This is a genomic window from Fictibacillus gelatini DSM 15865, assembly GCF_000430745.1.
GTDB classification, from domain to species: domain Bacteria; phylum Bacillota; class Bacilli; order Bacillales; family Fictibacillaceae; genus Fictibacillus_A; species Fictibacillus_A gelatini.
This window is the reverse complement of sequence record NZ_KE387233.1, coordinates 84,141-95,773: the sequence shown is the minus strand read 5'-3', so window position 1 is coordinate 95,773 and position 11,633 is coordinate 84,141. Positions and strand designations below refer to the sequence as shown.

Genomic DNA, 11,633 nt, shown 5'->3' with positions numbered 1-11,633 from the left:
CTTGAGAAAAGAAGAGATTAAATCCATCCGGCAAAGCCTATTTATTTTTATTAATGAATAACAGCACTTTCAATATTTCACTTTTTCACCTGTATGATTGGCCAAATAAGTGTTTTATTGCAGGATGCGTAGTGTAACAGCGGTTTTTCATCGGGTAATATAATCCCATGTGAAGAAGTGAGTGTTTCCGCTAAAATTTCCCCTTCGGCTTTTTGTAACTCCCATTTTTCGTGGTGAATATCGATCCGATACATGTTTTTTTCACTCGACGTATATAAACAGTACCGCTCTGTTAACCATTCATCCAATGAACCTTTTTCGGATTGAAAATTTGTCGAAGATGGAGAAAATAAACCTTCGAATTCACCGTTTCCGCCGTTTCTGCCCTGGCGGCTGCTTTTATACGAAATTTCCCCATCCTTCTTCGTTACATCTATTTTTGCAAAATGATAGGCGAGCGGAGTAAACATTCGGGCTAATCGAGCCGCCATCCAGTGGCCGGCATCAAGGCTAAAAAAATAAACGCCAGGTTTGTCATCGTAAACCACATACGTGCGCAAATTGATTTCGGGAAAAGCATCCGTAAATGGTATCGAAAAGACGTCTCTTACTTTGAAATCCGTGATATGAAACGGGACGATTCCGATCCATGCCCGCCCTTCGAACGTATCAATTTCCAACTGCGGAGGAACGTTATCCTTAAGTTGATCAATAGAAATTGGCCAATGAGCAAAAATCACATCATTCCACGTCTGTGTCATGATCCATGGGCGTTTTGGCAATGGATATGGCCGATGGTTTGTTTGCATTTTCATCATTTGTAACCTCAAAGTCTAGATTCACTTTATAGGTTCCCCATTTTGATCAAGTTTAAAATGAAGCTATACATATTTGCCTGACGTTTTTTGTTTCCGATAAGTGACCCAGTCACCATCCAGTATGAAACGTTCCCGCATTACCTGGCCCTCTTTCATCACGTAGACGAATGCTTCAATCGACCCTTTTTCAGTATAAATCGTTTGAATGATCCGATCATATCGTTCTTCCTCACCGGTTTGATTGTAGCCTTCCAACTGATCCAATGCCTTTAACGTCGGACCGTCAACCTCGTACACCTCTCCAACAACCTTTTGTACCCTATCGATGATCATTGCCGGATAACCGCAGCCCGTGTCATACAGCTTTCCATACGTCCAGCAGTTTTCTTCTAATCGTTTTGCAGTTTTCAAATAATGGTGATACTTTTCCCCTTTTCGAAGGGTCCCATAAACAAATACGTTGAAGACCATACTTTTCTCCTTCTATTCATGCCGTTTTCTTTGACTATACACGATATTCGCCCATTTCGTTACGATTTTGTTTTTGCCAGTCATCTCTTGTTCAGCTTATTTTTTTGGCATATAATGTTAGTCGGGAATGTAAAATCACGGTCCGGTTGGTAGTCCGGGCGCATCGCAATTCATGCGGTGTCAGTAACCTGCCCTCCTCGGGTTGTCCATCATTCCTCAAGTTTTTTGAGGAGGGATTTTTATGAAATTGACTGTAATGCATGATGGTCAATTTTGGGTCGGCATCATCGAAAAGATAAACGGCTCTAACTTGAAAGTGTACCGATATGTTTTTGGTCCTGAACCGAGCGATCCGGAAGTATTAAGTTTTGTTAACTACCAGCTTCTACCCCTGATCGAGCAAAGCAACCAAAAAGGGATTTCCGTTACCACGAAAGAGGAAACGAAACGAAATCCGAAACGGGCCCAAAGAGAAGCTGCCAAAGAACTAAAGAAAAAGGGCGTAACTTCTCAGGCGCAAGAAGCGATGAGAATCCAAATTGAACAAGCAAAAAAAGAGCGGAAAACGTTATCCCGTCTCCAAAAAGAAGCGTTAAACGAACGGAAACGAGAAATTAAGCGGCAAAAAGCGAAAGCAAAACATCGCGGGAAATAGAGCCAGAGCTTTTTTAGGAAGACGAATAAGTAGCCGCTTAAAACGAATAAGCGCTCAAAGTAGACGAATAAATTAACGCATAGCTGCTTTTTCCGGAAAAACTGGTACACCATCCCCCCTGCTTACTACAAGCAGGGGGTTATTATTTATTTGACATCCCCTTCTTCCGTCTATAAAATTAGTACCAGGTAATAACATTAGGTTCTAAGGAGACGATCATATTGAGCAAAAAGGTAGCATTAATTACAGGCGGGACGCGAGGAATCGGAAAAGCGATCGCGTCGAAATTCGCCTCTGAAGGATATCATCTTGTCTTAAATTTTATGCGCAAGAAAAAAGATGCTGAACAAACGAAAGCTGAATTGGAAGAAAAATACGGGGTTCAGGTTCTAATCGTTAAAGCCAACGTTGGCGAAATTGAACAAATCCGCCATTTGTTTGCTGAAACGAAAGCTACATTTGGACGCCTTGATGTGTTCATCAACAATGCCGCTTCGGGCGTTCAGCGGCCACTGATGGAAATTGAAGAACACCATTGGGATTGGACGCAAAATATCAATGCGAAAGCGTATTTATTTGCCGCACAGGAAGCAGCCAGGCTGATGGAAGAAAATAACGGCGGCGCTATCGTTGCCCTTTCTAGCTTAGGATCCATCCGCGCTCTTCCAAACTATGTCGTTGTCGGCGTTTCAAAAGCTTCCGTTGAAGCAATCACAAGATATTTAGCGGTTGAATTAGCGCCAAAAGGCATTGTCGTAAATGCGGTATCCGGGGGCGCAGTTGATACGGATGCATTGAAGCATTTTCCCAACCGAGAGGAATTGCTTGAGACTGCCAAAAAGCGAAACCCCGCAGGTCGGATTGTCGAACCGGAAGACATGGCCGAAGCTGTCTACTTTTTATGCACGCCGGCAGCAAGCATGATTCGCGGGCAAACAATCATCGTTGATGGCGGATTGTCTCTGCTTGCAGAATAAGGAAAAAAGGCCGCAGGCTGAATTGAATTTCAGCCGCGGCCTTTTTCTACATTTTTTCCGGTCTTTTCAATGTTTGCAAGCAAATATAACTTAACATACCGAACAATAATGTGATAAAACCAGCGTGAGCCAGAGTCGAGAAAATGTTCAGCCTTGTTAAAACGACGGAAATTCCGCTGGCAATTTGCGCTAGAACTAATAAAAGAGCGATGAGGCTTGCAACATAAATATCCCGTCTCGTTTCTTTAAAATGACGTACCGAGTACACCAGTAAACCGATTATTAAAAAGAATAGAATGACAGCGGCAACACGGTGGGCAAAATGGACCCCAGCCAGCCCTGTAAGATTAGGAATAAATGTATCCGGATAACATTTAGGAAAATCCGTACAGGCTAAGCTTGCCCCCGAATGCCGGACATACGCGCCTAAATAAATATCTGCATACGTATAAATCACCGTTATCCAGGCAAACACTTTAAATCCTTTTGATACAGGCTGTTTCACCAACTCTTTTGCCTTGTCCCGCTGCAAAACAAAAATCGAAAGCAAAAAGACGCTCGTAAATGCCATAAGAGAAAAGCCAAAATGAAGAGCGAGCGCTGATGGAGATTGCGGCCACATGACAGCCGCTGCTCCTAGCAACGATTCAATGACAATAAATAAAATCCCGATAAATGAAAGGATCTTTACTTCGCGGTTTCCCCTGTAGCGAAGCCATGCCCAGACGGAAAATACAATAACAACCACACCGGCAAAGCCTGTAATAAGGCGATGGGTATATTCGATCATCGTTTCGACGGTATATTCGGGAATAAACTTGCCATGGCAGAGCGGCCAATCATTTCCGCACCCCATTCCGGAACCCGTATTGGTCACTAACGCTCCGGCAATCATTAATATAAACATAATCACTGTCGTAAAAACAGCCATCCATTTAAAAGCTTTATCCATTCAAAAACCCCTTTTCTATTACCCGGGTAAATCTTGCTTTGCTTCTCACCTACATTATACCTATTTTCACTGTTTAATTAAGGGCAATTCTATGAACAAATGATAACGATTTAGCTTCGGTTATTCCCTTGTTTTTCCAAAATAGATGTTCTATATCTCAAATATCCCCAATAAATGATATATTGTGTAAGAGGTGGAATAATATGAATGGAGACTGTCTGGGCTGTAATTGCATTTCAAGAATTAAAAGAAAGTCAGGTATCCCGTTAGTAAACGAAATGCCCGACTTTCCTATTGTTGCAACAATGTTTCTGCTTTATCTTCTTTAAGCTGTTTAATTTCCTTATTTTTTCTAGTGCCCCTTCAGTTTTCCTAAATTTTCACCTGTAAAAAAGATTAGAAGTTGGAAGCAAAAACAGGATCAAATTTCTCTAGTATGGTGCTATTTTCATGGCATTTGGACAATAAACAGTCGATTTCCGACAATAAATAGATATCATCGGACAATAAATGGCCTCAGTCGGACAATAAAATTAGTCTATTTTTCACTTATTATCCAAAAGTATGATTGTATTGTCTAAACCGGATGATTTATTGTCCAAATACGATCACTTATTGTCCAAGAACAAAATCATTTTAAATGATGTAACGATTCGTCATCGTTTTTCCTCATTTCACAGATCTAACGAGGTGTTCTAAAAATAAGAATGTCCTAGTACTGAAATCCAGGCTTTTTTCTAGAGGGGGCACTAGCTTTTTAAAAACCATCAACGGTTCAAAGGCTTCTTCCTGAACAAGAAGCCTTGTTTTATCGACTACTCCTTTTGTGATAAGTTCGGTGGCGATTTCCATAACCTTTTACCTCATCAAAAAGAGTTTGTATCTAAAATAAGACGATTTTAAAAAAATTAGTAGTGGCACCTTTCCATTTGAGAGATTCTCCGGTCGATTTTCGGTATGACTTGATCTAATTCTCCGATACTCTCAATCACATAATCTGCACCGGCGTCTTTAAATCGTCTGGCGACCACTTTCATTCGATTTGCCAGTACCCCCGGGTCGCATTCATTTACTTCTTGTTCACTCATTCCGAGCTCGCTTCCGCCTTTAATGACACCGACCGTCCACGTCCCGGCATTGATTCCTTCTTGAATGTCACTGATTGTATCCCCTACTTTCACAATATGTTTCATCGGGTATACTCCTAAATTCATCGCATTTTGATAGATCATCCACGGATAGGGGCGCCCTGCAGGCATTTCACTAGGCGTAACTATAGAATCTGGTTCATAGCCCTGCCGTTTTGCTTCAGGCGTGACAATTGACATCATTTCAGCAGTAAAGCCGGTGGTCGATCCGATTTTCAAGCCCATTTTACGCAATCGTTCAACGACTTCAACTGCTCCAGGAATAAGCGTGCAATAGTTGGGAAGAATGGAAAAAAGCATCGGTTCAAAATCAGCATATAACGCATCAATATCTTTAGTTTCCGGAAGCCGTCCATATTTATCTTTCCAAAGGTTTGCGATCCGATCCATTTGGCACATGGCTTCAATGTGATCCCATTTCAGAAGCCCCATCGGCTTTCGTGCTTCTTCGTGCGTGACGTCAATCCCTCGTTTTCGAAAGACTTCAACGAAAACAGCTAACGGCGAAAAGCATCCGTAATCGACTACCGTTCCGGCCCAATCAAAAATGACCGCTTTAACATATTTCGGAGATTGATCATCCATTTACAGCCCTCCTCTTCCTTAACCTTTACGTTCTATCCTGCCTGAGATGGTTCTTCTATCTTTTGTATATACTACTAAAACCAATTGGTTTGCTTAATAAAAGTATATCACAATCATTTGGTAATAATTTGTATTTCTATTGTTCTTTAAATATAAAATAAGCTCCCTTTTTTGATCAGGGAGCCATGAGCAAAGATTATCCTTGCGCTTCATAAGTTTGATTTGCTTTTTTTTCTTTTTTGTCCTTTTTCTTTCTTGGGGATAAAAGCAAATTTCGCTTTTCTAGAAAAAGGCTAATTTTCGCTAAAATAAATGTTATGAAAACTGAAAAGATGACAATGCCGTAAAATCCTGCTCCAATTCCTATCCCGACGCCTCCAGCAAAAAATATCATTGCGGCTGATGTTAAGCCTTTTACTTTTACCCCATCCTTCATGATCAGACCCGCTCCGAGAAACCCGAGGCCGGTAACAATTTGCGCGGCAAGACGCATTGGGTCCATCATTTTTCCGCTGTTGGCTTTTGAAAAAGCTTCTGCGCTATAAATTGATACGATGGTGATTAACGTACAGGAAACGCAAGTGTATAAATAGGTTTTTAGTCCGGCGGGCTTGTTTTTAAACGAGCGATCCCAGCCTATAAAAAGTCCTAAAAACGCACTAATGATAATCCGTATATACATTTCCATATGGTCTAACACTTGATGGACATAAAGGCTGTGCAATGTTTCCAATGGTAACCACCACCTTCCTATGAATGATGGCTATTATGATTCGCTATTCGCTTTAGCCATGTTACATTTTTACGATCTAACTCAAGTTTCCATTCCACCGGGCAATCCTTATCTGATATTTGTTTTAGTTTAGTATAAAATGGCTCAATTTTAAATTCTTTATTTTCCAGATAATAAAACGGAGTAATGAAGGCTGGCTGATAGCGATACGGAAGCAATGCTTTTAAAGACAAAAAAGCACCTCTCATGGTTAGAAACTATCTAACCATGAGGGTGCCATTCAACTTCGGCACTTATTTGTTTAGAAATTAAAATTGTCTGGATCCGGACCGACTCGCTTATTAAGGTTTAAGCCGTCGATTTTCTCCATGTCTTCACGGGAAAGTTCAAAATCAAACAGATCGGCGTTTTCTTTAATCCGATGTTCCTTGACTGATTTCGGGATGACGACAACACCGTTTTGCAGATCCCAGCGCAAGATGACTTGAGCCGGAGTTTTGTTATATTTATTGGCGATTTCGACTAATGTTGGATCGCCAAGCAATTCTCCTTGCATGAGCGGGCTCCACGCTTCCATTTGGATGTTATTTTCCTTACAGAATTGAAGAAGCTCTTTTTGGGAAAGGCGTGGATGGGTTTCGACCTGGTTGACCATAGGGACAATTTCAGCGTCTTCCATCAAATCTTTTAAATGGTGAATATGGAAGTTGCTGACACCAATCGCCTTTACGCGGCCGTCTTTATATAATTTTTCAAGCGCTCGCCATGTTTCTTTATACTTTCCTTTGACAGGCCAGTGAATCAAATAGAGGTCGACATAATCAAGATCGAGCTTTTTTAGGCTTTCTTCAAAAGCGGAAAGCGTAGATTCATAGCCTTGATCGTCGTTCCACACTTTTGTCGTAATAAATAACTCTTCTCTCGGAACACCGGTTTCTTTGATCGCTTTTCCGACGCCTTCTTCGTTTTTGTAAACTGCTGCCGTATCGATGCTGCGATATCCTGCCTCGATCGCCCATTTAACCGATTGAACGACCTCTTCCCCTTCATTAACCCGCCATACGCCAAGACCGACCCATGGCATTTTCACTCCATTATGTAATGTTGTTGTGTCCTGTAAGCTTTTCATTCTATCGCCTCCAGTTTCTTTAATCATCTAACCTACTATTATAATGACACATCGAGGAACAAATAAAAATTGATTTGCTTACTTATTTTTCTCCTCCATTTATTTTCATTCAAAAATAAAATCGAGTACACTTGAGTCAACAGAACATATTGTAAGGAGCTGTCAGTTCGATGATTCATATTTTAATTGCTGATGATGATGCCCACATTCGTGAATTGGTCAGACACTATCTGCAGACGGAAGGTTACATTGTCTTTGAGGCGGCAGACGGGGAAGAAGCCGCCACTTTAATTGCAAAAGAGCACATCCATTTGGCCATTGTCGATGTAATGATGCCAAATAAAGACGGATATCAGCTGTGTGCGGAAATTAGAAACGATTATGATTTCCCGGTCATATTACTTACAGCGAAAGATCAGCTGGTTGATAAAGAAAAAGGGTTTTCAGTCGGAACAGATGATTATTTGACCAAACCATTTGAGCCGAAAGAGCTGCTATTCCGTATCAAAGCGCTGCTCCGGCGTTATCAACTGGTGAGCGCAGAAAGAATTGCTCTAAACGATACTATCATTGACCGAAAAAGCTATGAAGTGCATTGTGATGGAAAACTATTGATGCTTCCATTAAAAGAGTTTGAATTGCTCTTTCAGTTAGCCAGTTACCCGGAGCGCATTTTTTCGCGTGATGAATTAATACAGCTTATCTGGGGGCCAGATTTTAACGGGGATGACCGGACCGTGGATGTCCATATTAAGCGGCTGCGGGAGCGTTTTGCAGGCCGAACCGATGATTTCACCATTAAAACGGTTCGGGGAGTCGGCTATAAACTGGAGGTCTTAAAGAAGTGAAAACATTATATTTACGGATTGTCGCAACGACCATCTTTGTAATGATTTTAAGTAGCATCCTCGCCTTTATTATTTCAAATGTATATTACCAATACAGTTTAAAACCGTTCAATGATGCAAAAGTGACAAAGATGGCAAGAGACGTTAAAACATTTTATGAAAACCATCCGGAAGTAAACAAGGATGATTATTTGAAGAGCATCGGCCAATTGGGCTATCAGCTTTACCTTGTGGATGAGAAGGAGCGGGGTGTGTTTTATGGGGGGACGTTCAGAGAAAGGGGATTAAATCCCGATATTGTTAAAGACGTTTTGAACGGACACGTTTACCACGGAATTTCTCATTTTCCTTCCAAATTGTTTATCACTGGTTTTTTTGACAACGTTCTTGCCAATACGATCGGGGTTCCCATTAAGGTAAACGATCAAACGTATGCCCTTTTCATCCGTCCGAACGTTGAAGTTCAATTTGGGGAATTGCGCATCTTTTTTGCAATTATCCTTCTTTTCACCATCGTATTGAGTATTCTTTTCGTTTTGGTCAGCACCCGTTATATCGTGAAACCCATCATTAAATTGACGGATGCCACAAAACAACTCGCACAGGGGAAATATAACATTAAATTGAATGTGAAGCGGCGGGATGAAATCGGCAAACTGGCCAGCCATTTTTCACAAATGGCAAGAAGTTTGGAGCAGCTTGAAGAAATGCGCCAGGAATTTGTTTCAAATGTTTCGCATGAAATCCAATCGCCGCTTGCCTCCATCCAGGGGTTTTCACAAACACTGCAAACTGAAAATCTATCCGAAGACGAGCGCCAGACGTATCTTTCCATTATTGAAAACGAAAGCCGCAGAATGTCTCAATTGAGCAAACAATTATTGACTCTTGCTTCCCTTGATAAAGAAGAAAACATTCTGGAGAAAAGCACGTTTGACGTAGCCGCTCAAATGAAACAAGTGTTAATGATGACGGAATGGAGCTGGCGCGAAAAAGAGCTGGCTATTGATATGGAACTTCCATCGGCCTTCATTCGGGCTGATGAAAAGTTGCTTCACCAGGTATGGACAAACTTGATTACAAACAGCATTAAATTCACTGAAAATGGCGGATCTATTTCACTTCGGCTGAGAAAGAATGACGGGGAATGCCAGATTGAGATTAAAGATACGGGAATCGGCATTTCAGAAAAGGATCTTCCTCATATTTTCAATCGTTTTTATAAAGCGGACAAAGCGAGAAGCCGAAAAGAAGGCTCGAGCGGTTTAGGCCTTGCCATTACGAAAAAAATTGTTGAATTACATGGTGGACACATTCATGTTGAAAGCCAATTAGGAAAAGGAACAACCTTTATCGTGAATCTGCCAAATTGTAATTAACCGTTCATCTTCCGTTCATATTTCATTCCTATACTTTCAATCAGGGAATTAATTTTTAATGAATGGAGATGAGCGAATCATGTTTCTCGCATTGCGCGAATTTCAATATGCCAAATTGCGCTACCTTCTAATTGGTTTGATTATGGTCCTCATTGCCTGGTTAGTCTTTTTTGTTTCGGGTCTGGCTAAAGGATTATCGTCTGACAATGCTTCTTCGATCCAAACCATGAAGGCGGACTATTTCGTACTTCAAAAAGACTCAGATCACCGATTCAACCGGTCATTATTATCTGAAGATCAATTACAAGACGTCCGTCAATTTGTCGGGAACAATGCCTCGACTCCTCTAGGCGTGCAAATGACGACTGTTACGAAAAAAGGATCATCGAAAAAAATCGATGCCACGTTTTTCGCCATCGATATGAATGGGATGCTGGCGCCGGAACTTGCGGAAGGCAATTTGATCAACAATTCAACTAAAAATGAAATCATTGTCGATCAGTCGTTTAAAAATGAAGGCTTAAGTATAGGCAGCCGAATAAAGGATCAACTATCCGGAAAAGAATTTAAAATTGTTGGCTTTACGAAAAATCAGTCGTTTAGCCACACGCCCGTTATCCATATGAACTTTAAAGAGTGGGCTTCTATCCAACCATCCAATGCCCAAAATAAATTATCCTTCAACGCTCTAGCCTTGAAAGCCGATCAGGGCAAAGCTGACAACATTGAGAAAAATGTTAAAGAAGTGGACGTTTTAGCTAAGGGCAAGGCGTTAGAAGGCATTCCCGGATACAAAGAAGAGCAAGGCTCACTTATGATGATGATTGTTTTTTTATTCATTATTGCCGCTTTTGTATTGGCCGTCTTCTTTTATGTCATCACGATTCAAAAAATGAATCAATTTGGTGTCTTAAAAGCAATCGGGGCAAAATCAAGCCAATTGGCGCGGACGATTCTTTTTCAGGTGCTGATGCTTTCCATTGTCAGCCTGGTTATCAGTATGGCATTGACTTATGGCATTTCGGCCGTTCTGCCAAACAGCATGCCGTTTGACCTCAGCCCACTATTGGCGTTCGGCTGTTCGGGTCTATTTTTAGCGGTATCTGTGGCGGGTTCATTGTTATCACTCTACCGCGTCGTTAAAATTGATGCGATTGAGGCGATTGGGAGGGCTGTCTAATGGAATATAAACTTGTACTTGATAACATAAGCAAAGTTTTCGGTGATGGGGATACGTCTGTGAAAGTGCTTGACCATGTTTCGCTTCATGTGAAAGCTGGTGAGTTTGTCGCATTAGTTGGCCCATCCGGTTCCGGTAAAAGCACGTTTCTTTCGATCGCCGGCGCTTTGCTTTCACCTTCGAGCGGACGCATTATCCTTGGCGGTGAAGAAATTAACGATCTTTCGCCAAAACAAATGAATCGGATCCGGATGGAAAAAATCGGGTTCATTTTTCAAAGTTCCAATTTAATCCCGTATTTAACAGTTCGTGATCAATTGCTGCTCATCCCGGAATTGGCGGGCACTCTTAATGAAAAAGCGGAAAAGAGAGCGGACGATCTTCTCAAGCGGCTCGGGCTCGCCCACCGGAAAAACAACTATCCAGAGAGTTTATCGGGTGGCGAACGCCAGCGGGTGGCCATCGCCAGAGCATGGATGAATGACCCGGAAATCATTTTAGCTGATGAACCGACAGCAAGCCTTGATTCAGAACGGGGACGCGCGGTCGTCCAAATGCTTGCCGATGAAGTGAAATTAAGAGATAAAGCGGCCATTATGGTCACGCATGACAGGCGAATGCTCGATTTATGCGACCGTGTCGTATTTATTGAGGATGGAAAGCTCTTAGAACAAACAAAGCGAATGTCTCTTTAATATAAAGAAGCACATTTTAGATTCATTCTAAGATGTGCTTTCTTGTAATTTCCTATCGGTCAT

13 protein-coding genes are annotated in these 11,633 nt (G+C 41.5%); 6 read left to right on the top strand and 7 right to left on the bottom strand.

The genetic code is table 11. From position 1 onward, the window contains the following. Nucleotides 1-77: 77 nt before the first annotated feature. Together H538_RS0121545 and H538_RS0121540 are read right to left on the bottom strand one after the other, a co-directional pair. Complete coding sequence (locus H538_RS0121545; RefSeq protein ID WP_051291619.1) at nucleotides 78-818, bottom strand: YqjF family protein; 741 nt, start codon at nucleotides 816-818, stop codon at nucleotides 78-80. A gap of 63 nt (nucleotides 819-881) precedes the next feature. Beyond that, a complete protein-coding gene (locus tag H538_RS0121540; protein ID WP_026679344.1) occupies nucleotides 882-1,289 on the bottom strand; it encodes a gamma-glutamylcyclotransferase family protein in 408 nt (135 codons plus the stop codon). Between the two features lie 241 nt (nucleotides 1,290-1,530). Here H538_RS0121540 and H538_RS0121535 point away from each other — a divergent pair, with 241 nt between their 5' ends. Together H538_RS0121535 and fabL are read left to right on the top strand one after the other, a co-directional pair. Next, nucleotides 1,531-1,944 carry a YjdF family protein gene (locus H538_RS0121535; protein WP_026679343.1) on the top strand — a complete coding sequence of 138 codons (414 nt, stop codon included), beginning with the start codon at nucleotides 1,531-1,533 and terminating at the stop codon, nucleotides 1,942-1,944. 215 nt (nucleotides 1,945-2,159) lie between these two features. After that, entirely contained in the window at nucleotides 2,160-2,921 is a 762-nt protein-coding gene (fabL, locus tag H538_RS0121530) for an enoyl-[acyl-carrier-protein] reductase FabL (protein ID WP_211235591.1), read from the top strand. Between the two features lie 46 nt (nucleotides 2,922-2,967). Here the strand turns inward: fabL and H538_RS0121525 are convergent, their stop codons facing one another. The 5 genes from H538_RS0121525 to H538_RS0121500 form a co-directional block, all read right to left on the bottom strand. Beyond that, nucleotides 2,968-3,873, bottom strand: coding sequence for a COX15/CtaA family protein (locus H538_RS0121525; protein WP_026679341.1), 906 nt, complete (start codon nucleotides 3,871-3,873; stop codon nucleotides 2,968-2,970). Between the two features lie 908 nt (nucleotides 3,874-4,781). Beyond that, nucleotides 4,782-5,606, bottom strand: a complete 825-nt coding sequence (gene phnX / locus H538_RS0121515; protein WP_026679339.1) for a phosphonoacetaldehyde hydrolase — start codon at nucleotides 5,604-5,606, stop codon at nucleotides 4,782-4,784. A 196-nt stretch (nucleotides 5,607-5,802) separates the two neighbouring features. Continuing rightward, the gene (locus H538_RS24750) at nucleotides 5,803-6,339 is read right to left on the bottom strand and encodes an MgtC/SapB family protein (RefSeq protein ID WP_081412770.1); all 537 of its coding nucleotides are present in this window, start codon (nucleotides 6,337-6,339) and stop codon (nucleotides 5,803-5,805) included. Between the two features lie 17 nt (nucleotides 6,340-6,356). Further along, nucleotides 6,357-6,572: a hypothetical protein gene (locus tag H538_RS0121505; protein WP_026679338.1), complete on the bottom strand. Its 216-nt coding sequence runs from the start codon at nucleotides 6,570-6,572 to the stop codon at nucleotides 6,357-6,359. A 68-nt stretch (nucleotides 6,573-6,640) separates the two neighbouring features. After that, complete coding sequence (locus H538_RS0121500) at nucleotides 6,641-7,468, bottom strand: aldo/keto reductase (protein ID WP_026679337.1); 828 nt, start codon at nucleotides 7,466-7,468, stop codon at nucleotides 6,641-6,643. Nucleotides 7,469-7,638: 170 nt separating this feature from the next. On the opposite strand from H538_RS0121500, the gene H538_RS0121495 reads away from it, so the two are divergent. From H538_RS0121495 to H538_RS0121480, 4 genes are all read left to right on the top strand, one after another. Continuing rightward, nucleotides 7,639-8,316, top strand: coding sequence for a response regulator transcription factor (locus tag H538_RS0121495; protein WP_026679336.1), 678 nt, complete (start codon nucleotides 7,639-7,641; stop codon nucleotides 8,314-8,316). Next, nucleotides 8,313-9,695, top strand: a complete 1,383-nt coding sequence (locus H538_RS0121490; protein WP_026679335.1) for a sensor histidine kinase — start codon at nucleotides 8,313-8,315, stop codon at nucleotides 9,693-9,695. The genes H538_RS0121495 and H538_RS0121490 overlap by 4 nt, the downstream gene beginning before the upstream one ends. A gap of 79 nt (nucleotides 9,696-9,774) precedes the next feature. Next, the gene (locus tag H538_RS0121485) at nucleotides 9,775-10,875 is read left to right on the top strand and encodes an ABC transporter permease (protein WP_026679334.1); all 1,101 of its coding nucleotides are present in this window, start codon (nucleotides 9,775-9,777) and stop codon (nucleotides 10,873-10,875) included. Next, nucleotides 10,875-11,570, top strand: coding sequence for an ABC transporter ATP-binding protein (locus H538_RS0121480; RefSeq protein WP_026679333.1), 696 nt, complete (start codon nucleotides 10,875-10,877; stop codon nucleotides 11,568-11,570). The genes H538_RS0121485 and H538_RS0121480 overlap by 1 nt, the downstream gene beginning before the upstream one ends. Nucleotides 11,571-11,633: the final 63 nt, after the last annotated feature.

Excerpts from the sequence above, each read along its gene's own strand:
- H538_RS0121545 (WP_051291619.1), bottom strand. The coding sequence starts at position 818 with ATGATGAAAATGCAAACAAACCATCGGCCATATCCATTGCCAAAACGC.
- H538_RS0121540 (WP_026679344.1), bottom strand. The coding sequence starts at position 1,289 with ATGGTCTTCAACGTATTTGTTTATGGGACCCTTCGAAAAGGGGAAAAG.
- H538_RS0121535 (WP_026679343.1), top strand. The coding sequence starts at position 1,531 with ATGAAATTGACTGTAATGCATGATGGTCAATTTTGGGTCGGCATCATC.
- H538_RS0121525 (WP_026679341.1), bottom strand. The coding sequence starts at position 3,873 with ATGGATAAAGCTTTTAAATGGATGGCTGTTTTTACGACAGTGATTATG.
- phnX (WP_026679339.1), bottom strand. The coding sequence starts at position 5,606 with ATGGATGATCAATCTCCGAAATATGTTAAAGCGGTCATTTTTGATTGG.
- H538_RS0121500 (WP_026679337.1), bottom strand. The coding sequence starts at position 7,468 with ATGAAAAGCTTACAGGACACAACAACATTACATAATGGAGTGAAAATG.
- H538_RS0121495 (WP_026679336.1), top strand. The coding sequence starts at position 7,639 with ATGATTCATATTTTAATTGCTGATGATGATGCCCACATTCGTGAATTG.
- H538_RS0121485 (WP_026679334.1), top strand. The coding sequence starts at position 9,775 with ATGTTTCTCGCATTGCGCGAATTTCAATATGCCAAATTGCGCTACCTT.
- H538_RS0121480 (WP_026679333.1), top strand. The coding sequence starts at position 10,875 with ATGGAATATAAACTTGTACTTGATAACATAAGCAAAGTTTTCGGTGAT.